Here is a 22,721-nt window from a genome sequence, read left to right as displayed (position 1 = left end):
CATTCCGAACAGAGAAGTTAAGCCCACCAGAGCCGATGGTACTGCGGTAACACGTGGGAGAGTAGGTCGGTGCCAAATCTTAAAGAAAGCCTTTCAGGAAACTGAGAGGCTTTTCTGGTTTAACTGGGTTTTTAATCAAATATCTATCCGCTATCGTACAGATTACATATTTGCACAATTTGTATACAGGATTTATATTTATTTAATACCTTGCTGCACATTTACCAGTCCAAATATTTATTCTGATACCGCAATGGCAAGTTTCCTCCCATCCAATTTTGTTAGAACAGCAATGTCTGCTGCTATTATATTTTCCTCTCTTTATTCCATGTCAACAACCGCTCAGGTTCGCAAAGAATACCTGCTCGAAAATAACTGGAAATTTACCAGGGGTGATATAAAACATGATGGTGCTGTCAGAATCAATGACAAAAGTTGGGAAACGGTTAGTGTCCCACATGACTGGGCAATTAAAGGTCCTTTTAGCGGCAATAATGATGTGCAGGACGTGCAAATCGTTCAGAATGGGGAAACAGGTAAAAGCTTAAAATCAGGCCGTACTGGTGGATTGCCATTTGTAGGCATAGGCTGGTACAGCAGGAAGCTCAACGAAGCCTCTTTTAAGCCCGGCCAGCGAGCTGTACTGCTGTTTGATGGGGCAATGAGTTATCCTACGGTATACATCAACGGTCAGGAGGCTGGGCACTGGGCTTACGGATATAATTCATTTTCAATTGATATCACTTCTTTTATAAAGCCGGGTTTGAATAATACGCTCGCAGTTCGGCTCGAGAATCTCCCTGAAGCATCCAGGTGGTACCCGGGAGCCGGCCTCTACCGAAATGTGCATCTGATAGTAACTGATGATATACATGTTCCGGTTTGGGGCAGCTACATTACAACTCCTGTAGTAAATAAAGAATTTGCCAGGGTAACACTAAAAACAAAAGTTGAGGGAGGTTCAGAAGGTGTAACGCCTTTGCGCCTAGTTACGGAGATAAAGGATGCCAAAGGAAATAAAGTAAGTTTCGCCAATTCTTCTTTATCCGTTACAGATGGGGATCAGTTTGAGCAACAACTGATCGTTAATAAACCTGTGTTATGGTCGCCGGAAAGCCCTAACTTATATACTGCGGTCTCCAAATTATATGCAGGCGATGTATTGAAAGATGAGTACAGTACTACATTTGGTATACGAACAATAAAATTTGAACCGGGAAAAGGTTTCTCCCTGAATGGTACCTACAGAAAATTTAAAGGTGTTTGTAACCACCATGATCTTGGCCCATTAGGCGCAGCAATCAATGTTGCGGCTTTGAAACGTCAGTTAACTTTGTTAAAGGATATGGGTTGTGATGCGATCAGAACCTCACACAATATGCCTGCGCCTGAACTTGTGAAGTTATGCGATGAGATGGGCTTTATGCTGATGGTAGAATCTTTTGATGAATGGAAAAGTCCGAAAGTGAAAAACGGCTATAGCCACCTGTTTGATGAATGGGCAGAGAAAGATATGGTCAATATGGTACAGCGTGACAGGAACAATCCTTCAGTTGTCATGTGGAGCATTGGTAATGAGGTGCCTGATCAGGGAGCAGTGAATGGAAATAAACTGGTGACCTTGCTACAGGATATCTGTCACAGGGAAGACCCTACACGGCCTGTAACAATGGGCATGGACAGGATTGATAATGCACTGAACAATAACTTTGCTTCGGCAGTTGATATTCCGGGATTTAACTATAAGCCGGCAAGGTATGAAGAGGCAAACAGACGCCTGCCACAAGGATTTATATTGGGCACAGAGACCGCATCAACAGTTAGTTCCAGGGGTGTTTACAAGTTTCCGGTGCAATTCTTTAAGAACAAAGTCTATGGTGATAACCAGAGTTCTTCTTACGATTTCGAATCCTGCACATGGTCCCAGATTCCGGATGATGAATTCGTAAAACAGGACGACATGCAGTATGTAATCGGTGAGTTCGTATGGACAGGATTTGATTACCTGGGTGAACCTACACCATATGACGAAAAATGGCCGTCGCACAGTTCCTATTTTGGTATCCTCGATCTGGCTGGTATGCCGAAAGACCGGTATTATCTGTATCGCAGCAAATGGAATACTGATAAACCTACACTGCATATTTTACCGCACTGGACATTCCCGGGTAGGGAAGGACAGGTAACCCCGGTTTTTGCATACACAAATTATCCTTCAGCAGAGCTTTTTGTAAACGGGAAAAGCATGGGCAGGCAGCTAAAGAATAACAGTTCAAGCACCAGCAGGTATCGCCTGATGTGGAATGATGTGAAATATGAAGCTGGTACAATAAAGGTGGTTGCCTATGATCAATCTGGCAAAGCTATTGCCGAAGAAGTTGTGCATACTGCCGGTAAGCCGGATCACCTGGTTCTGGAGGCCGACAAGAAAGAACTCATAGCAGATGGTAAAGACCTTAGTTATGTAACAGTTAAAGTAGTTGACAAAGATGGTAATCTTTGTCCTGATGCTTCCAATGAACTGAGTTTCAAAGTTAGTGGTGCGGGTAAATTCAAAGTTACAGCCAATGGTGATGCATCAAGCCTGGAACTATTCCACCTGCCACATATGAAAACCTTCCAGGGAATGCTGGTTGCTACTGTGCAAGCAGGTACAGCGCCGGGGAAGATAACGCTGAACGTAAGTGGTAAGGGTTTGAAGACAGGAGTTGTGCAGGTGGATGTTAAATGATATACCGCGCAATCTCATTAAAGTCCGCTATGATAGTTTCGTTTATTGATCCATTATACAGGCATATTATTTTCTTGCAATAGTTACGCTAACGCCTTTTTCTTCCAGCATTTTGACCAGTTCTGATGAGATCCCGCTATCAGTGATGATGTGCTGAATCTGGTCAATCTGACAGATTTTGCCGAGTCCTCTTTTCCCAAACTTTGAACTGTCTGCCAGCACAACAGTAATCTGTGCTGCATCCATCATTTTTTGGTTTAAACGGGCCTCCATTAGACTTGTGGTGGTTAGACCAACCTCCATATCTATGCCGTCGACGCCCAGAAAGAGCATGCCGCAGGAAATGTCGGCAAGGATCTGCTCTGCATATGGGCCCATTACTGAAGATGAATTTTGTCTGAGCTGCCCGCCAAGCTGGAGTACTTCCACATTGAGATGATGGGATAACTCAAGGGCTACATTGAGCGCAGAGGTGATCACAGTAAGACGAACTTCGGGATGGATGGCCCTAGCCAGGGCAAGCATACTTGTTCCTGAGCCGATTATAATGGAATCATTATTGCCAATCATGGTGGCAGCTGTTCTGGCAATGATCTGTTTTTCTTCCGCATTAAGCCGTTCTTTTACGGCAACGGGTTTGTCGTTTGTATAAGGGTTCACTTTCGAAGCACCCCCATGTGTGCGGAACAGCAGATTTTTATCTTCCAGAAGTTTAAGGTCTTTGCGTATGGTCACTTCCGAAACTTTCATTTCCGAACTGAGTTCCTGTACATTGACATGTTCATTGTCCCCTAGAATTTTCAATATAATACGATGTCTTTCGGTTATACTTTTCATTGCTGCTGATGGATAAAATATCTGGTTATTGATTCAAAAATACTAATAATGCTTTAAGGGTGGACCTAAATCTTACAACTTACAATGCTAAATTTTCATTTATTGTTTCGTTTTCTTTCGATTGTTGCTTTCATTTCTTTATTAAAGTCACGTATACGTGGCATGTCGGTTCAAATTTAGGACAATATTCGCAAAAATATGTTTTGTATTATTTTAATTTGTTTTGAATTGTTTTGTTTTGTAACTTCGATAAGTGAAACGGAAGCTAAAATCTAAATTTTACGAAAATGATAAGTAACGCAAGAAATAAAATAATTGAAGGTTTATCAGATCCTGACAAAGTGTGGGATGTGATTATTGTTGGCGGTGGTGCCACAGGTTTAGGTACAGCATTGGATGCAGCATCCCGCGGATACAAAACTTTGTTACTTGAACAGATTGATTTCGCCAAAGGAACATCCAGCCGGAGTACCAAACTTGCACATGGCGGAGTAAGATACCTGGCGCAGGGTGATATAGGTTTAGTAGTAGAAGCACTGCATGAACGCGGACTGATGCTTAAAAATGCAGCCCACCTGGTAAAAAATGAATCTTTTATTATCCCCAACTACGAATGGTGGGGGGGGATATTCTATACTATCGGTTTAACAATGTACGACCTGCTGGCCGGGAAACTGGGCTTTGGCAGGGCTAAACATATTTCTAAAAAAGAAGTTGCCCGCAGACTGCCTACCATCCAGCAAAAAGGGTTGTACGGAGGGGTGGTTTACCATGACGGACAGTTTGATGATTCAAGGCTTGCCATTAATATTGCACAGACTTCTCTTGAGCAGGGAGCTACAGTACTGAATTATTTTAAAGTAAGTAACCTAACTAAAGATAGTCAGGGAAGAGTGTCAGGTGTAGTTGCTACTGATACAGAAACTGGTACCCGCTATACTATAAAAGGTAAAACTGTTATAAATGCAACCGGTGTGTTTGCTGATGACATCCTGCAGATGGATAAACCGGGAAACAAAGCGATGTTACGCCCGAGTCAGGGAATTCACCTGGTGGTGGATATGTCCTTCATGCCTGCTGAAGATGCTTTGATGATTCCTAAGACATCAGACGGACGTGTACTGTTTGCTGTGCCATGGCATGATAAACTGGTAATCGGAACTACAGATACGCCTTTAAAAACATCGAGTCTGGAGCCTCTTGCATTGGAGGAAGAGATTCAGTTCATTATGAAAACGGCCGATCAGTATCTGGTTAAAGCACCAGCAGCTAAAGATGTGCTCAGTATGTTTGCCGGTCTGCGTCCTCTGGCTGCCCCACAGGGCGGATCTGAAAAAACCAAAGAAATTTCCAGGAGCCATAAGATCTTTGTGTCGGATTCCGGACTGATTACTATCACAGGCGGAAAATGGACTACTTACCGTAAGATGGCTGAAGATACTGTGAATAAAGCTATAGAGGTGGGTAAACTGGTGAAAAAACCAGTGAAGACCAAAGACCTGCCTATTCATGGAAGTACCCCAAATGTGGACCGCAACAATCATTTATATGTGTACGGAACAGACCGTGAAGCTTTACTGGCACTGGCTAATGAGAAAAAAGCCTGGGGAGAGAAACTTGATCCGAGAGCTGAATATACAGCTGCCGAAGTAATTTGGGCAGTAAGACATGAAATGGCAAGAACGCTGGAAGATGTTTTAGCACGACGTGTAAGGATTTTGTTCCTGGATGCACGTATGGCAATTGATGTGGCACCAAAAGTAGCTGCGCTGATTGCCGCTGAACTGGGTAAAGATGCAGCATGGGAAAAAAATCAGGTAGATACATTTATCGCACTCGCGAAAACATATCTGCTGGAGCCTTACCCACTGACAGCATAATCCAGGAATTTAAACAATTTTATTTTTTTTCAACCAAGTATATATAACATTATGGAAGATTTCATTTTAGCCTTGGATCAAGGTACTACCAGCTCTCGCGCTATTGTTTTTGATCATAAAGGCCAGGTCAGGTCTGTAGCGCAACGTGAATTCAAACAAATATTTCCTCAGTCTGGTTGGGTAGAACATGACCCTAACGAGATCTGGTCAACGCAGGCGAGTGTGGCCGCAGAAGCTACTGTAAAATTAGGCATCAACGGAACTAATATAAAAGCAATAGGAATTACAAATCAGCGTGAAACTACCATTGTTTGGGACAGGGCTACCGGTGAACCGGTATATAATGCAATTGTCTGGCAGGATCGCCGTACTGCCGACTTCTGTGATGAGCTGAAGGAGCAGGGACATGAAGATACGATCCGTGCGAAAACAGGTTTGGTGATCGACTCGTATTTTTCAGGCACTAAAATCAGGTGGATCCTGGATAATGTTGAAGGTGTACGTGAAAGAGCTGAAAAAGGTGAACTTGCTTTTGGGACTGTGGATAGCTGGCTGGTATGGAAATTTACCCGTGGGCATGTGCATGTAACAGATATTACTAATGCCAGCCGTACCATGCTGTTCAATATCATTACCCAGGAGTGGGACGATGAACTTCTTGCTATCCTGGATATCCCTAAGAGTCTGCTTCCTGAGGTTAAACAATCCAGTGAGATCTACGGAGAAACAGCAACAACAATTTTTGCTTCAAAAATTCCTATTGCAGGTATCGCAGGAGACCAGTCGGCCGCCCTTTTTGGCCAGATGTGTATCGACAAAGCGATGGTTAAAAATACCTATGGTACAGGATGTTTCATGCTGATGAATATAGGTGACAAGTTTATTGAGTCGAAAAACAATCTGCTGACCACTGTGGGTTGGAAAATAGACGGCAAAATCCAGTATGCATTTGAAGGAAGTATTTTTATCGCAGGTGCTGTTGTGCAGTGGCTGCGCGATGGTCTGGGTATCATCAAAACATCTGCTGATGTTGAAAAACTGGCTTTAAGCGTAGAAGATACCGATGGTGTATACTTTGTTCCGGCTTTTGCAGGTCTTGGTGCACCATACTGGAAACCTGATGTCAGGGGAACGATTATTGGTTTGAGCCGTGGAACAACTTCGGGCCATATTGCCCGCGCCGCACTCGAGTCTATTGGTTACCAGACCATGGATGTACTGAAAGCTATGGAAGCGGATTCCGGAATGGAGATTAAAGAACTGAGAGTTGATGGGGGAGCTACGGCAAATAACCTGCTGATGCAGTTCCAGTCGGATTTGCTCAATGTGAAGGTAATCAGGCCGACAGTACCTGAAACTACTGCACTGGGTGCTGCTTATCTTGCAGGACTGGCTGTTGGTTTCTGGAAAGACATTGCAGAGATACAGCAATTATGGAAAGCGGAGAAAGAATTTCAGCCGGCGGGCGACCAGGCTAAGATTAAGGAGCACGTTAAAGGATGGAAAAAGGCTATTCATGCCGCACAGTCCACTGGCGACAAGCTGACCAAATCTGAATTAGTTTAGTTTTTTCACGTAAATCGAATTTATTATGTCACCTTTCATTGCAGAATTGCTCGGTACCATGTTTATGATACTGTTAGGGAACGGCGTTGTGGCCAATGTCGTATTGAATGATACCAAAGGAAATAACAGTGGCTGGATGGTGATTACCACAGCCTGGGGATTAGCTGTATTTGTAGGTGTAACCATCGCGGGACCATATAGTGGTGCGCATTTTAATCCTGCTATTACTATCGGACTGGCTATTGCCGGTAAATTTCCATGGTCAAACGTGCTCCCGTATATCTGCGCCCAGTTTATCGGTGCATTTATTGGTGCCTTCCTGGTGTGGATCATGTATTTTGACCACTTCAAAAAAACCAATAACCCGGCCTCTATCCTTGCAGTTTTCTCTACAGGGCCGGCCGTACGTAATTATATCTCTAATATTGCAAGTGAGATCATTGGTGCCTTTGTCCTGCTGTTCACTATTTTTTATATCACTGGGGCAGAGATTACACCGAGCAAAACGCCTGTTGGTCTGGGTTCTGTAGGCGCGGTACCTGTAGCTTTGCTGGTTTGGGTAATTGGCCTTTCACTGGGTGGTACAACCGGATACGCCATTAATCCCGTGCGTGATCTTGGGCCACGGATTATACATGCAATATTGCCGATTAAAAATAAAGGTACCAGCGATTGGGCTTATGCCTGGATCCCTGTACTCGGGCCAATTGTAGGTACGGCTATCGCAGCGTTCCTTTATATGAATTTACATATTTAATCATTCTGATCAGGATAACAGATCATATGCGGGCATGCTTATGATCTGTTCATCAATTTAGACAACCAATATATATGCTGATGAAAAGATATTTAAACGGTAGCCTATTGGCTATCGCTGGGCTGTGCCTTGCCTTAAATGGCATGGCTCAGGATAAAGCAACAGATAAACTGGATACAAATGAAGTAAAAAAGGTTGTGCCCTTTGATATTAATCTGCAGGTCAGGAACCTCTATACCTGGCGTGGATTTAAAGTGTCAAATGCCCCCATTACAGATGTGGATATGCACTATAACCTGACAAAAGATAAGAGTCTGGCGGTAGGTGTATGGGGTGGGGCCAGCTTTAACGGAGAATATAAGGAGTTTGACTATTATATCAGTTATACCAAACCTACATATAGTTTTTCCATCTGGGATGTGAATAATATCAGTGACTTCCCGAATGCCAGGCTGTTCAATTATAACCCGGGAAGCACATCGCACTTTGTGGATGTGAGGGCAGGATACAAGTTCGGAGATGCTTTTCCGTTAACGGTCAACTGGGCAACAATCATCCTTGGTCGTGATACCCACCCCACTTCTGATGGAGGTGTTAAGAATAGCTATTCACATTATTCTGAACTGGATTACAGGTTATGGAAAGACGGAACTTCTGAACTGCACGTTTTTGTAGGTGGTGGTTTCGCCTTTGGCAGGCAGGCAAACTTCTATGGTGACAGGCCAAATGTGGTCAACACCGGTGTAACAATTAATAAGGATCTGGTGCTGTTTAAGTACCATATGCCAATAGCGGCAACAGCAATGTTTAACCCCGAAAAGAACTACGGGGCATTGCAGCTGATCGTAAATGTATTTTAAAGAGCGTTTCTTTGGTTAGAATGGGGCAGTAGGAAAGATAAGATCGCCTGCTGCTTTTTTTTGGAATAAAATGGTGGTGCTAATGGTGTTAATATTAGATTTGTGAGGCTAAGAAATCTCCCAAATTAAAATGGTTAAACAATTTTGCTTCGCATTACTGCTTTTAAGTACAATAATTTCCTCTGCCCAGACCCCGGCTCATGCCGTAAAACTGGAAACCGAGTATTTAACAGACCCTATAGGCTTAGATAATCCCGAGCCGAGGTTTACATGGCAGATGGCTGATAACAGGCAGGGAGCAAAACAAACGGCTTACCGGATTGTCGTGGATACGGATTCCCTGGCACTAAGTAAAGCCGGTGGACAGTTGTGGAATACCGGATGGATAAAATCAGAACGCACGCTTGTAAAATATGCGGGGCCATTGCTTAAACCTTTTAGTAAATATTTCTGGAGGATTGACCTGGCTGATCAAAACGGAAAGCAATCTGTAAAAGCAGGAATATCCAGCTTCGAAACCGGGATGATGCGGATGGGCAATTGGAAAGGTTCCTGGATCTCTGATACTGAAAATAAACAGCTGAAACCTGCGCCTTATTTCCGCAAGGTTGTAGAAACCCGGAAGAAGATCAGATCGGCCAGGGCTTACATCGCCGCTGCAGGATTATATGAACTCTCCATCAATGGGGCTAAGATCGGCAACCACCGGATGGATCCTATGTATACCCGTTTCGACAGGCGTACCTTATACGTTACTTACGATATCACTAAATGCCTGGTTTCAGGAAAAAATGCGATCGGTGTTATACTGGGTAATGGCTGGTACAACCATCAGTCGACCGCCGTATGGGACTTTGATAAAGCTCCCTGGCGTAACCGCCCTGCTTTTTGTCTGGACCTGAGAATTACTTATGAAGATGGCTCTGTAGAAACAATTACATCTGGTAAAGATTGGAAAACAGCGTTAAGTCCGATCATATTTAACAGTATTTACACTGCGGAACATTATGACGCAAGACTGGAGAAAACAGGATGGAACACGGTCAGCTTTGATGATTCCTCCTGGAAAAATGTGATCAACCGCTCTGCACCTTCCGGCAACATCGTTGCACAGGCTCTGCATCCGATCCGGAATGTGGAGGAGATTGCTGTAAAAAGCCTGAAGAAGTTTAATGACACAACTTATATCTTTGATCTTGGAAGAAATATCTCAGGGGTATCAAAGATCACTGTCAAGGGTGCTGCAGGAACGGTTTTGCGATTAAAGCATGCAGAACGTCTGTACCCGGACGGCCGTGCTGATATGTCCAATATCGATGTGCATTATCGCCCGACAGATAACCAGGATCCTTTTCAGGTGGATATTTTAACCCTGAGCGGGAAAGGCGAAGAGTCCTTTATGCCGCATTTCAATTATAAAGGGTTTCAGTATGTGGAGGTAACCAGCAGTGTTCCTCTGGAACTTAATAAGACAAGTCTGGTAGGGTATTTCATGCATAGTGATGTGCCTGTGACAGGTAATGTAACTTCTTCTGAGCCTCTGATCAATCAGATCTGGTCTGCTACCAATAATTCCTACCTGTCTAACCTTTTTGGTTACCCGACCGATTGCCCTCAGCGTGAAAAAAATGGCTGGACAGGTGATGCTCAGATCGCTATAGAAACAGGTTTGTATAATTTTGACGGAATCACCATATACGAAAAATGGCTGGCTGATCATCGCGACGAGCAGCAGCCAAATGGGGTATTACCTTCTATTATCCCTACGGATGGCTGGGGTTATGAATGGGGTAACGGGCCAGACTGGACCAGTACTATCGCTATTATCCCCTGGAATATCTATATGTTTTACGGAGACCAGAAGTTACTTGCAGACTGTTATGAGAACATCAGAAAGTATGTGAACCATATTGATGAAGGTTACCCTTCGGGACTGACCGGTTGGGGCCTGGGCGACTGGGTGCCTGTGAAATCGAAAGCGCCGGTAGAACTCACGTCTACCTGTTATTATTATGCTGATGCAGTGATCCTGGCTAAGACGGCTAAGATCCTTGGAAAAACATCGGATTATAAGAAGTATACGGAGCTGGCGTCAAAAATTAAAGCCGCCTTTAATGCAAAGTACCTGAATAAAGAGACCGGGATATATGGTGCAGGTGTACAAACAGAATTAAGTGTGCCGCTATACTGGAACATAGTTCCCGAAGAGTACAAAGCGAAGGTTGCCCAAAACCTGGCCAAACGTGTGGAAGCAGATGGCTTTCATCTGGATGTAGGTTTGCTGGGGACTAAAGCTATTCTGAATGCTCTGAGCGAAAATGGGTATGCAGATATTGCTTACCGTGTAGCTTCGCAGAAGACTTATCCTAGCTGGGGCTGGTGGATGGCCAACGGCGCAACAACCTTGTACGAGAACTGGCCTATTGATGCCAAATCAGATATCTCAATGAACCATATCATGTTTGGCGAGATTGGTGCCTGGTTATACAAGGGGATTGCAGGCATCAGGCCAGATCCGGCAAAACCAGGGTTTAAGAACGTGATCCTGGAGCCTCATTTCGTGAAAGGGCTGGATCATTTTGAAGCAATACACAATGGGCCGTATGGTAATATTGTATCATCATGGACGAGAAAGGGATCAGGTGTCTCCTACAGGGTAGAGATTCCTGCGAATGCCACTGCTTCTGTAATACTGCCTGTGCCTGCGGAGGGACAGAAGGTTTATCTTGACGGTAAGGTTGTAGCTGGGAGTATCAAACAGCTTGTTTCCGGAGTTTACAATTTTTATTTTAGATAAATTTATATAATTTAACCATAACTTAACGCTGATTTTAAGTTTAAATTCATCTTAATTATCTTGTTTAATAATATAAACGTGCTTGTGTTTGTTCGTTATATGAAAATCCATGCCTGTTTATATATTAATAAATCAAAATATCATCAGAGCAAAATTGAAAAGGATCATAAACAGTTAAGGTAACTACTTATACCTTAACTGTTTTGTCAGATACAATGTTGATTTAAATCAATATTGTATTTATTTATAATCTGATTGCAAAAGTAAAGCGATGATACGAATAGTAGCAAGAATACCAAAAACCGCCAAAATCCTCTCAATAAATTGATAGAGAATAAGGAGCGTATTGCTGATGCCGTTCAAAAGAATGTCTCGCTTTCCTCGCTGAAAGGAATCAAACTTGTCCGCCCGCTATTAGATAAATAGTGCGAAGGATGGCACTTGTTAACATTTCTTCACAGATAGCGGAAATGAGGAAAAAGAACTTCCGGTGCTTTCCTTTGGGATTGCCTGTCATCCAGCAGATGAGGAATAAACCGCAAGCGCAGCATCCAGAGATACGAAATACTGTCATTCACTTTATTGATGAGGTCTTCGGGCAACAGCCTGATAATGTCGTATTATATATCTGCCTCAACAGCGACGGCAGGGGCAGAAACAGTCATGCTAATTTTGAGAGATGGTTTGATCATGCGGAAAGCACTTTAGAAAGGTATGATGCACCAGTAGCCCCTGAGAAGAATGGCTACTATAGATCAAGTGTTGAGCGGAACAGCCCCTAACATTTTTTCGGCGATATTATTGTAAACCCAAATGTTTTCCCTATTATACACATTAATAGTTTAAACTTCTATTTGCGGCTTTAGCACCGCTACGGAAAGACATTCGATGCAAGGTATGAAAGCAGAGGTACGAAATGCTGTAAAACAAATAAAGCCCATCTTGCGATGAGCTTTTTCAGTAGCGGGGAGCAGGATCGAACTGCCGACCTCAGGGTTATGAATCCTGCGCTCTAACCATCTGAGCTACCCCGCCGTGGGCTTGTTTTTTTAAAGAGTTGCAAATATAGAATAAAATACTTTCCTTTAGAAAAAAATAAAAAAATAATATACAAATAACAAGATATAAGCGATTTAAGATGTCAGAAAAGAAAAAATTTACATTAGAATATGAGTTGAAATCGTCTCCGCGTATTTTGTTTAGTTTCATCAGTGAGCCAAACGGGCTGTCCCAATGGTTTGCAGATGATGTTGTTTTCCGTGATCAGGTGTATACATTTACATGGGATGACGAAGTTCAGAAAGCCAAAATGTTAAGCTTCAAAGAAAATAAAATGGTTAAGTTCAAATGGATCGATGATGAGCCTCACTGTTATTTTGAAATGGAAATCGTACAGGATGAATTAACAAACGATGTAGCGCTTTCTATTACAGATTTCGCTACTGAAGATACACTGAAAGAAAGAACCCAAATCTGGGATAACCAGATCACCTACCTGCATAGTGTAATTGGTGCATAAATTTTCAGATGCATTGTCTACATTTGTATATTGAAAAAGATTCATATACTTCTGCTGAAAGCATTCATTAGACCTTTCCTGGTCACATTTTTAGTGGTAATGTTCATCCTGCTGATGTTCTTCCTGTTTAAATATGTGGATGATCTGATTGGAAAGGGGTTTGAATGGTATATCATACTGGAGCTGATGTTTTATGCATCTGCTGCAAATGTGTCTATGGCGCTGCCGCTGGCCATCTTACTTTCTTCCATCATGACTTTTGGAACACTGGGGGAAAATTATGAGCTGGTAGCGATAAAATCTGCAGGCATATCGCTGCAAAAGGCGATGCGGCCTTTACTGGTGCTGATCATCTGCATTGCCTTTTCGTCATTTTTGTTCTCAGAATATATGCTTCCCAAGGCCAATCTGAAGTTTGGCTCCCTGCTCTGGGATGTAAGAAACAAGAAGCTCTCTTTCCTGATTAAGGAGGGCGTATTTAATAACAGTATTCCCCAGTATTCGATCCGGGTAGATAAAAAGGGCGAAGACGGTGTTTCCCTTACCGGGATCATGATCTATGACCATACGGGCAATAACGGTGTACCAAAAATCATTATTGCCAAAAGCGGCACAATGAATACCACTAAAGACAAGCAGTTCCTTGTACTCAGGCTAAAGGATGGGGTGAGGTACGAGGAATCGAGCAGTCAGAACGCTACCTATAATCCACGTCAGCAGCTCACCAGAATGCGTTTTGGAGAAACTGCACAGAAGTTTGATATCTCAAGCTTTAAGATGGCGCGAACCGACGAAAACAGTTTCCGGACAAACAACCAGATGCTCAATCTCAAAGGTCTTAAACATAAAGGGGATTCACTAACAAAGGAACTGGACAGTGTGAACCGCTTTGCAAGGATTGCCATCGGAACTTATTTTAAACAGAACAACTACACTAAGGGGTACACAAGTATAAAGATGGCGCCTGCAAAACTAAAAGGACCGGTACTGAATTCTGTGCCTGCAGCTCAGCGCGTATCAACCATGCAATCTGCCCTGGATCAGGCCAAATCTGTGGAACAAACTACGGATGGCAGGTTAGCGGATCATCAGGAGCGGGTGAAAAACCTGATCAGGATCAGGATTGAATACCAGCGAAAATTTACTCTTGCAGTGTCTTGTCTCATGCTCTTCTTTATTGGAGCACCTTTGGGTGCGATTATCAGGAAAGGCGGACTTGGATTGCCGGTGGTAATGGCTATTATATTCTTCCTGTTCTACCACATTATCACCACGGTAGCAGAGAAATCTGCCAACCAGGGAAATATCAATCCGATACTCGGGATCTGGATGGCAATTATTGTACTTAGTCCGGTAGGGGCATTCCTTACCTACAAAGCAACTGTAGATTCTGCCCTCTTCGACATCACCTTGTACAAGGCCTTTTTCAACAAACTTTTCAGCAAAAAGAAAGCGGTACAGAAATAGTCTGATGTTCCTTACTTACGCATGATATTTGAAAGCACATATTATCATTTAAGGTTGTAACTTTGTTTATTCTTATCTGGATAAATGGGTGTTTATTATCAATTTATAAAGTAGGATGTCTAATACTAATGCTACAAAATGGAAATTAAACTGAACGCAATAGAAGATGCTATTGCAGATATCAAGGCAGGTAAAGTTGTAATCGTTGTTGACGATGAAGACCGTGAGAACGAAGGTGATTTCCTTACTGCTGCTGCCAATGCCACTCCGGAAGTGATCAATTTTATGGCCACCTATGGCAGGGGGCTGATCTGCGCCGCAATTACAGAAGCCAGGTGTGAAGAACTGGATCTCGAACTGATGGTAGGCAAGAACACTGCTGCATATGAAACTAACTTTACGGTTTCAGTGGACCTGATAGGACACGGATGTACTACAGGTATTTCTGCGTCAGACCGTTCTAAAACAATAAAAGCATTAATTAACCCGGCTACAGATCCAAAGGAACTGGGCAGACCCGGACATATCTTTCCGTTGCGTGCTAAAGACGGTGGCGTACTGAGACGTGCCGGTCACACCGAGGCAGCTGTTGATCTGGCTGTACTTGCCGGTATGGAGCCTGCAGGAGTATTGGTAGAGATCATGAAGGACGATGGCGAGATGGCCAGACTGCCGGATCTGCTGAAAATTGCTGAACAGCACCAGCTGAAAATAGTTTCAATTAAAGATCTGATTGCTTACCGCCTGAACCAGGAAAGCCTGATCAGGGAAGATGTGACAATTAACCTGCCTACAGAATGGGGTGATTTTAAAATGACCGCCTATACACAGCTGGAGAACAATGCAATTCACCTTGCATTGAGCAAGGGCGAGTGGACTCCGGATGAGGCCGTATTGGTACGTGTACATAGTTCATGTATCACAGGCGATATATTTGGCTCCTGCCGCTGCGACTGCGGACCGCAATTGCATAAGGCTATGGAAATGATTCAGGCTGAAGGAAAAGGGGTTGTTGTTTACATGAACCAGGAAGGCCGCGGGATAGGGCTGGTGAATAAACTTTTATCCTATAACCTGCAGGATGCTGGTTTTGATACCGTAGAAGCCAATATTAAATTGGGTTTCAAGGGTGATGAACGTGATTATGGCGTAGGAGCACAGATCTTAAGGGCACAGGGTGTCAGTAAAATGCGCCTGATGTCCAATAACCCTACTAAAAGAGCAGGTTTGATTGGTTATGGTTTAGAGGTGGTGGAGAATATTCCTATTGAAATATTGAGCAACACCCACAACGAGACCTACCTGAAAACGAAGAGAGATAAAATGGGGCATACGATCATGAAAGGATAGTATGCACACAATAGGTATAACAGAAAAGGGCTGGTGTAATCACCGGCCCTTTTCTGTTATTAATAATTATCTGTTTTTCTTCAGCTTTTTCTGCTCCTCTGTAATGGCTTCTTTGTTGAGCGACTGTTTCGCTTTTTGCCGGGTTTCGCCCTCTTTCTTTCGCTGATTTCGGCGGTATTCTCCGGTCACCTTCTGAATAAACTCCCTGAAGTTATCAAACTGCTGTGAGTAGATCAGTCCTACCGAGGTTACGTTGGTATTGGTAATACCGGGATTAGCGAATATACTTTGTATCGTTGGAGGCTTATTGGCCAGTTTGCCTATCAGCGTACCATCTCTTCTGATGAGAGCCAGTACTTCTACCTCACCTCCCACATTTGCGCTGTTAAAGCCAATTGGAGAAAGGTCGCTGTTGCTGATCCGCCTGTCAACCACACCGGCATTCACGGTTACCCTGTTGTCAAAGAACCTGAAGGAAGCACTGGCTTCACTGAGTGAGCGGACGTTGATATCTACAAAGTCGAGGTTAAGCGTAGATAGCACATTGTTAAACTGGTTAAAAAGCAGCTCTGTGGCCGTGCTTGCAACGCCTGACGACAGTTGCTTGCCAAGGTCTTCGCGGCCTGAGCCCGGCGCAAAACTACGGCGGATAATCAAACTGAATGCCTGCAGATTGAGGTTGTTGGCGTCGCTGAAATAAGCCTGCAGTTCTTCTTTGATTGAAGGGTTTGAAGGGAAAAAAATGTCCAGTTTGATATCTGGCTGCGTAAGTAAGCCACTTAATCCCATCTCAACCTCTACAGGCACCCTAAGGTTGGCATTTGCACTGTTTGTTTCACTTCTGTTTGCAGCCTGATAAAGATCGCTTAAACTCGCTCTGAGTTCGTAAATCGCTTTCAGCTGTATCTGTGCATTATTGGGATTTCCGATCCAGCGGATGGTTCCCCCCTGACGGATGGTGAATTTTTTATTGATGACTTCCTGTGCCGTAAAATCAAAATTTCCGGATTCAATGATGTAATCTCCTGACATTTCGAAATCGCCGAGGCTGTTGATGTTCAGTTCCAGCTCTGCATTTCCCTTGCCACTCAGGTTTCCTACGTTGGTAAATAAGTTAGCTGTGCTGTTTGGGTCTATACGAAGTTTGAAGTTCATCGTCAGTCCGTCAAAGTTAGTGGCTTTTTTCTGGTTGGCCAGCGTATCCTTGCTGAGGAAAGTAATAAATTCTTTTGCTGAGACGGTTTCGGAACTATTGAGCGGCAGGTTAAATACGGTCCCTTTCTCGGTTTTGGCATCAATGCCGATGTACATTTTATTGGTTGGCCCCTTAAAGATAAATGTTCCTGTAGCGAATGCCTGTCCGAAATACAGCTGGTTGTCTTTGGCTGTAGTGTTCAGCGCCATAAAGGTTCTGGCCTTGATGGTAATATCCAGGTTAGGGGTGTTGATCTTGTTGAGATCCACAGAGCCATTGGCTGTAGCCGTATTTCCACCAACATCTTTCAGGTCGAGGTTATTGATTTGTACCACACTGTTCGCTACCTCAACCTTATCACTTATTTTATAGGTAGTCTTGAGATAGTTCACCATTACCTGAGCTTCCTTCAGGATAATATTTCCATTGATTTCAGGTTTGCTGAAAGGGCCTTTTACAGTAAGATCAGAGGATATCTGTCCTTTAAGGTTAGATACCAGCTCGCTCACAAAAGGGGTAAGCACCGCAAGTTCGGTTTCGTCCATTCTAACCGTCAGGTCCATGTCCTTTTCCTTCAGGTCGAGCTTTCCGTCAATCTTAAAGGTCTCCTTTTCAGATGTATTGATGCGCATGAATACGTTTGCTACGTTGGCTTCCTGATTGAAAGAAGAAGTATCCCTGAGTGTACCTATGTAGGTATCGTTCAATGTCAGGGAATCAATAGTGATCCCGTCCCTGATGCGCGGGGATTTCAGCAGGCTGTGTAAATTGGTTTCCCCGTTTACATTGCCCGAAAGGGTAATTCCAAGGGTTTTTACAAATGGGTTTATCGTTTTTAAACTGAATTCCTTGAAACCTACTTTTAATGCGTCATTCGGATCGCCAGAGAGCACCCCGTCTACTGTAAGCAGCTGATTGCCATTCTTGAGATCGAAATTGCTGATCTCCGTTTTCCCGGCCCTGAAATTGATGCGTACTTTTTCCTGGATCGCCCAGTCCTGGCTGTTGATCTTTAATATTGATGGCAGGATACTGATTCTGGCTGTAGTATCTTTTCCAAATTCTACCAGGCCGTTTAAATCGAGTTGATTGGCATCATCCGCATTGGACAGCTTCACGTTGAGGGCGAGACTGTCATTTCTTAAAATATTGGATATGTTTACATTCTTGATATAAAGACTGTCGTTTAGGTCCACACGGTCTGAAGTGATGATCGCCTGCAGCTGGTTTTGAGTGGTATTCTCATCTATAATGATATTGTTTGCGATTACCCCCTTATAGGTCAGTTTTTTCACAAAGCCATTGAGTGTAGCTATATTCTTTTTGGAGTCGAAATTGCCTAGCAGGATAGCCTGATCCTGGATTTCGAGTCCTGGAGCGATCAATTCTGCTACCGGTTCAAAACGTTTGACGGTCAGGTTAAACTGGAATATCTGGTCTTTGAACTTAACAATATCTGTTTTCAGCGATGGGATATAGGTTTTGGCGAGTTGCTTGTAGTAGGAAGGTAGCGTATTCAGGTCGTATTGCCCCCGGATGCTGGCATCCAGCACGTCAGATTTGATCCTCAGTGTCCTGTCTATTCCGATGCCCTGCGCCTGCAGCTGTACAGAATCTATGTTGTATATGCCTTTGACATTATCAAGTCTGATCTTTTGTATCAGCAGGTCTCCCTGGATATTATTGAGGTTGGTACCGGAGAAGTTCGTGCTGAACACTGCATCCACTTTCAGCGAATCTTTAAATAAATGTAATGCCCTTAACTTTGCGTTTTTGATGGTGGCCTTGAAATTGAAGACCGGCAGTTTCGGGTTTAAGTTTACTCCTCCGTCAAATACAAGCTGTAAGTTCTTGTCGTTGACCTTCAGGTTTCCGTCAAAGAATTTATTATCGAATTTACCGTCGATCTTAACATTGGAATAGCGGTAATTGTTAAAGTCGATATACTTGATATCTCCGTTGATTTCTTCGGTCAGGCTGTTGATTTCAGTACCCTTACCTTTAACATATACCGAAGCGGTGATATTGCCAAGGCTCTTTTCATTCAGCAGGCTGCCCAGGGCAAAGTCGTACGTCTTCACATTTCCTGAATAAGAAGGTACTCCTTTGGAGTTGATCTTCATATTCACATCGGATACTACTCTTCCAAGTTTAGTCTTGAACTCGCCAAAGGCGATGAAGTCATTCTGAAAGCCGGTGAAATTTCCGTTGAAATAGATATTCCCGAACTTCTCTACAATCACCGGGATCACTTTTGTTTTGTTTCCTGTGGTATTGCCTAATATTTCGTCCAGATCTTTTTTATTGGTAGCCAGCATTTCTACCTTTAGTTCCATGAAAGTCTCTTTGAGATGGGGCAGGCCTTTCAGGTTAAAATCACCTTTAAAATAGGTTGCTTTCCCGGCTTTTACAGCAAGCTTTTTTGCCCGCAGGTTGTTAACGAGCCCGGTGATTTGTCCGTCAATGTCAATATCCAGGTTCATCCTTGAAAGCTCCGGGGCAAAGAAGGAGATATCCCTTGAGGCAAGGTGGCTGTTTTTGAAATGGCCTTTCATCCTTACCTTATTGACGTAGTCGTTGAAATCGGCAAATTTGCTGAAAGTCATTTCGTAATAGTCTGTAAGGCGACTCTTATTGGTGACAAGCAACAGTTTTTTCAGTTCTATGCGGTTGGTATCAATTGTGGTAAAGGCAGTCAGGTTTTTCAGGTAGAAACCGCTTTTTTCTTTAAAGGTCAGATTTTTGATATCTGCCTGCATGACGTGATCTTTGGTATTGAGCTGTTCAAAAATACCGTTCATATTTCTAAGCTCCACATCATCGAAATTCACGCCGTTGATAAGCGTATCAACGCTCAGGTTTTTGTATTTCAGCTGAAGGTTATTGATGATCACCCGGTCTACCGAAACCTGGAAAGGTTTTTTCTTTGGGCCTGTAGAAGGTCCGGAGTCGAAATAATCAATGATAAAATCGAGGTTGGAGCCTTTGTCCTTCTCCTTATATTGTTTGAGGAAGAAAGAGCCGTCGTTGATCTGGACCGTATTGATGTCAATTACCCTTTTCTCCAGGGAGAACAGGTCGAGATCGACAATAAACCTGGGCGTGTTCAGCAGCGTGTCCTTTTGCTGGTCCAGTACGAGAAGGTCTTCAATTACAACCGACTTAAACGGTTTAATATAGATACTGTGTAAAGAAATGGTAGTATTTAATTCTTTTGAAAGATAAGCTGCGGCTTTTTTTGCGATAAAAGTCTGCACAGGCCTGAACTGAAGCGAAAATAGAATAATGGCGAGCAACAGCAGAATTGATGCAATAATCCAAAGAAGTATTTTTAATAGTTTTTTGATAGTTTTGTAGCTTAATTATAATCAAAGGTGTCAGTAATACTTGCTATCGAATCTTCTTGTGATGAAACTTCAGTTGCGATCTGTAACAATGGCAAAATTACTGCCAATGTTATTGCAAACCAAACTATTCATCAAAATTATGGTGGTGTTGTGCCCGAGCTTGCCTCGAGAGTTCATCAGCAAAATATAGTTCCAGTTATACAGCAGGCATTAATTGATGCTAAAGTTAGCAAAAAGGATATAAATGCTGTAGCTTTTACACGGGGTCCCGGATTATTAGGATCTTTGCTGGTGGGTGTATCATTTGCTAAATCCTTTGCGCTGGCACTGGACCTGCCTCTTATTTCGGTCAATCATATGCACGCGCATATCCTGGCGCATTTTATTGAAGATCCTAAACCATCTTTTCCTTTTCTGTGCCTTACCGTTTCCGGTGGTCATACCCAGATTGTTCTGGTAAAAGATTATTTTGATATGGAAATCGTAGGTCAGTCGCTCGACGATGCTGCCGGAGAAGCTTTTGACAAAACTGCGAAGATCCTGAACCTTCCCTATCCGGGAGGGCCGCTGGTCGACAAACATGCGAAAAACGGAAACCCGCTGGCCTTCAAATTTCCTGAACCACAGATCAAAGACCTGAACTACAGTTTCAGCGGATTAAAAACCGCGATCCTGTATTTTATCCGTGCACAGGAAAAAGAAAATCCTGATTTCATTAAGGAGAACCTGGATGACATCTGTGCATCTGTACAGCACAGCATTGTCCATATTCTCCTCAATAAGCTGAAAAAAGCCGCGCAGCAATACAACATCAGGGAAATCGCTATTGCAGGAGGTGTATCTGCGAATACAGGTTTACGTGCGGCGTTGGCTGAAAAGGCTGCAGAACTCAACTGGAAGGTTTATATTCCTGCTTTTGAATACTGTACTGATAATGCGGCCATGATCGCTATAGCAGGTCATTATAAATATATCAATAAGGAATTTGTGGGACAAGACATTGCTCCCGCATCAAGAATGGAATTTTAAAGAAAAATATACAAACGTAAAATACATACCATTATGAACTCAATGAGCTTTATGTTTTTTGGCCTGATGCTGATCCCTTTGGTCATCTTCCTCATTTATCTGATCAAACAGGATAAGAAAAAGAATTACATCGGCCTGGTTGTACTCGTTATTGCGATTTTTGTTGCTGCTTATGTGATCATCACTGTTGACTCTAAATATATGTCTCCCGAAGCAACAAATATTCAGCAGCGATAAGGTCATTATAAACAGAAAAGGGACTTGCGCTATGCAAATCCCTTTTTTTATTTCAGGCAGTTCCTATTGTAACTCTTCTAATTTTTCTCCGGTTACTTCGGCCCTGATCTTGGCTTCAATTTCATCCGCCAGTTCAGGATTGTCAAGCAATAACTGTTTTACAGCATCCCTTCCCTGTCCCAGTTTAGTATCTCCATAAGAGAACCATGAACCGGCTTTCTTCACGATATTGAAATCTACACCCAAATCAATGATCTCACCAACTTTAGAAATACCCTGACCGAACATTACATCAAATTCTGCAATTCGGAAAGGCGGTGCAACTTTATTTTTAACGATCTTCACTTTTACCCTGTTACCGGATACTTCATCAGAATCTTTGATCTGTGAGGTTCTGCGGATATCCAAACGTACAGAGGCATAGAATTTCAGTGCATTACCACCAGTAGTAGTTTCCGGGTTACCGAACATTACACCGATTTTCTCACGCAACTGGTTAATGAATATACAGCAGCATCCTGTTTTGGCAATTGTACCGGTGAGTTTCCTTAAAGCCTGAGACATCAAACGTGCCTGAAGACCCATTTTGGAATCTCCCATTTCACCTTCGATCTCTGCTTTTGGTACCAGTGCCGCTACAGAGTCAATTACGATTACATCGATCGCACCGGAGCGGATCAGGTTATCGGCAATTTCGAGTGCCTGCTCACCATTGTCTGGCTGTGCAATCAGCAGATTATCTACATCCACACCCAATTTTTTCGCATAGAACTTATCAAAAGCATGTTCCGCATCAATAAATGCTGCTACACCACCTTTTTTCTGTGCTTCAGCAATGATGTGGGTAGCCAGAGTCGTTTTACCGGATGATTCAGGACCATAGATCTCGATCACACGTCCTTTTGGAACCCCGCCAATACCCAGAGCAATATCTAAACTGATAGAGCCGGTTGAAATAGCTTCAATAGATTCAGTAGGTGTATCACCCAATTTCATCACGGCACCTTTACCGTAAGATTTTTCTAACTTATCGAGTGTAAGTTGTAATGCTTTTAATTTATCTGAGTTCGGAGTCATCTTTGTTAAATTGTATTCGTAAATATAGAATAATTATTCTTTATAAAAACTATATGTTGGTAAGTTGTGACT

15 protein-coding genes, 1 tRNA gene and 1 rRNA gene are annotated in these 22,721 nt (G+C 43.0%); 13 read left to right on the top strand and 4 right to left on the bottom strand.

Features of this window, described 5'->3' with window-relative positions; translation table 11 throughout:
* Together rrf and galB are read left to right on the top strand one after the other, a co-directional pair.
* Nucleotides 1-78, top strand: a 5S ribosomal RNA gene (rrf, locus tag ABWY16_RS21715); the annotation flags it as partial.
* A 250-nt stretch (nucleotides 79-328) separates the two neighbouring features.
* Nucleotides 329-2,731, top strand: coding sequence for a beta-galactosidase GalB (galB, locus tag ABWY16_RS07070; protein WP_353903944.1), 2,403 nt, complete (start codon nucleotides 329-331; stop codon nucleotides 2,729-2,731).
* 66 nt (nucleotides 2,732-2,797) lie between these two features.
* Here galB and ABWY16_RS07065 read toward each other — a convergent pair whose 3' ends face one another.
* Complete coding sequence (locus ABWY16_RS07065; RefSeq protein ID WP_353903943.1) at nucleotides 2,798-3,568, bottom strand: DeoR/GlpR family DNA-binding transcription regulator; 771 nt, start codon at nucleotides 3,566-3,568, stop codon at nucleotides 2,798-2,800.
* Between the two features lie 287 nt (nucleotides 3,569-3,855).
* On the opposite strand from ABWY16_RS07065, the gene ABWY16_RS07060 reads away from it, so the two are divergent.
* The 6 genes from ABWY16_RS07060 (at nucleotide 3,856) to ABWY16_RS07035 (ending at nucleotide 12,210) form a co-directional block, all read left to right on the top strand.
* Complete coding sequence (locus ABWY16_RS07060; RefSeq protein ID WP_353903942.1) at nucleotides 3,856-5,448, top strand: glycerol-3-phosphate dehydrogenase/oxidase; 1,593 nt, start codon at nucleotides 3,856-3,858, stop codon at nucleotides 5,446-5,448.
* Between the two features lie 51 nt (nucleotides 5,449-5,499).
* Complete coding sequence (gene glpK, locus ABWY16_RS07055) at nucleotides 5,500-7,014, top strand: glycerol kinase GlpK (RefSeq protein ID WP_353903941.1); 1,515 nt, start codon at nucleotides 5,500-5,502, stop codon at nucleotides 7,012-7,014.
* 25 nt (nucleotides 7,015-7,039) lie between these two features.
* The gene (locus ABWY16_RS07050; protein WP_353903940.1) at nucleotides 7,040-7,771 is read left to right on the top strand and encodes an MIP/aquaporin family protein; all 732 of its coding nucleotides are present in this window, start codon (nucleotides 7,040-7,042) and stop codon (nucleotides 7,769-7,771) included.
* An 80-nt stretch (nucleotides 7,772-7,851) separates the two neighbouring features.
* Complete coding sequence (locus ABWY16_RS07045) at nucleotides 7,852-8,631, top strand: hypothetical protein (protein WP_353903939.1); 780 nt, start codon at nucleotides 7,852-7,854, stop codon at nucleotides 8,629-8,631.
* Between the two features lie 130 nt (nucleotides 8,632-8,761).
* Complete coding sequence (locus ABWY16_RS07040; protein ID WP_353903938.1) at nucleotides 8,762-11,428, top strand: alpha-L-rhamnosidase; 2,667 nt, start codon at nucleotides 8,762-8,764, stop codon at nucleotides 11,426-11,428.
* Nucleotides 11,429-11,862: 434 nt separating this feature from the next.
* Nucleotides 11,863-12,210, top strand: coding sequence for a DUF6169 family protein (locus tag ABWY16_RS07035; RefSeq protein WP_353903937.1), 348 nt, complete (start codon nucleotides 11,863-11,865; stop codon nucleotides 12,208-12,210).
* Nucleotides 12,211-12,389: 179 nt separating this feature from the next.
* On the opposite strand, the gene ABWY16_RS07030 is transcribed toward ABWY16_RS07035, so the two are convergent.
* Nucleotides 12,390-12,463, bottom strand: a tRNA-Met gene (locus ABWY16_RS07030).
* A 103-nt stretch (nucleotides 12,464-12,566) separates the two neighbouring features.
* On the opposite strand from ABWY16_RS07030, the gene ABWY16_RS07025 reads away from it, so the two are divergent.
* The 3 genes from ABWY16_RS07025 to ABWY16_RS07015 all read left to right on the top strand — a co-directional run bounded on the left by ABWY16_RS07025 (nucleotide 12,567) and on the right by ABWY16_RS07015 (nucleotide 15,764).
* Nucleotides 12,567-12,947 carry an START-like domain-containing protein gene (locus ABWY16_RS07025; protein ID WP_265793448.1) on the top strand — a complete coding sequence of 127 codons (381 nt, stop codon included), beginning with the start codon at nucleotides 12,567-12,569 and terminating at the stop codon, nucleotides 12,945-12,947.
* Nucleotides 12,948-12,977: 30 nt separating this feature from the next.
* The gene (locus tag ABWY16_RS07020; RefSeq protein WP_353903936.1) at nucleotides 12,978-14,414 is read left to right on the top strand and encodes an LptF/LptG family permease; all 1,437 of its coding nucleotides are present in this window, start codon (nucleotides 12,978-12,980) and stop codon (nucleotides 14,412-14,414) included.
* A gap of 138 nt (nucleotides 14,415-14,552) precedes the next feature.
* Nucleotides 14,553-15,764: a bifunctional 3,4-dihydroxy-2-butanone-4-phosphate synthase/GTP cyclohydrolase II gene (locus tag ABWY16_RS07015; protein WP_353903935.1), complete on the top strand. Its 1,212-nt coding sequence runs from the start codon at nucleotides 14,553-14,555 to the stop codon at nucleotides 15,762-15,764.
* A 66-nt stretch (nucleotides 15,765-15,830) separates the two neighbouring features.
* Here ABWY16_RS07015 and ABWY16_RS07010 read toward each other — a convergent pair whose 3' ends face one another.
* Nucleotides 15,831-20,216 carry a translocation/assembly module TamB domain-containing protein gene (locus ABWY16_RS07010; RefSeq protein ID WP_353903934.1) on the bottom strand — a complete coding sequence of 1,462 codons (4,386 nt, stop codon included), beginning with the start codon at nucleotides 20,214-20,216 and terminating at the stop codon, nucleotides 15,831-15,833.
* Nucleotides 20,217-20,333: 117 nt separating this feature from the next.
* On the opposite strand from ABWY16_RS07010, the gene tsaD reads away from it, so the two are divergent.
* Nucleotides 20,334-21,335, top strand: coding sequence for a tRNA (adenosine(37)-N6)-threonylcarbamoyltransferase complex transferase subunit TsaD (gene tsaD / locus ABWY16_RS07005; protein ID WP_353903933.1), 1,002 nt, complete (start codon nucleotides 20,334-20,336; stop codon nucleotides 21,333-21,335).
* 33 nt (nucleotides 21,336-21,368) lie between these two features.
* Nucleotides 21,369-21,572, top strand: a complete 204-nt coding sequence (locus tag ABWY16_RS07000; protein ID WP_353903932.1) for a hypothetical protein — start codon at nucleotides 21,369-21,371, stop codon at nucleotides 21,570-21,572.
* A 63-nt stretch (nucleotides 21,573-21,635) separates the two neighbouring features.
* On the opposite strand, the gene recA is transcribed toward ABWY16_RS07000, so the two are convergent.
* Nucleotides 21,636-22,649 carry a recombinase RecA gene (recA, locus tag ABWY16_RS06995; RefSeq protein ID WP_353903931.1) on the bottom strand — a complete coding sequence of 338 codons (1,014 nt, stop codon included), beginning with the start codon at nucleotides 22,647-22,649 and terminating at the stop codon, nucleotides 21,636-21,638.
* Between the last annotated feature and the right edge of the window lie 72 nt (nucleotides 22,650-22,721).

Origin of the sequence: Pedobacter sp. (assembly GCF_040513095.1) — a bacterium.
Lineage (GTDB): Bacteria > Bacteroidota > Bacteroidia > Sphingobacteriales > Sphingobacteriaceae > Pedobacter.
Note: the sequence above shows the minus strand (reverse complement) of the source record. Positions and strands in the feature narration are given on the sequence as shown.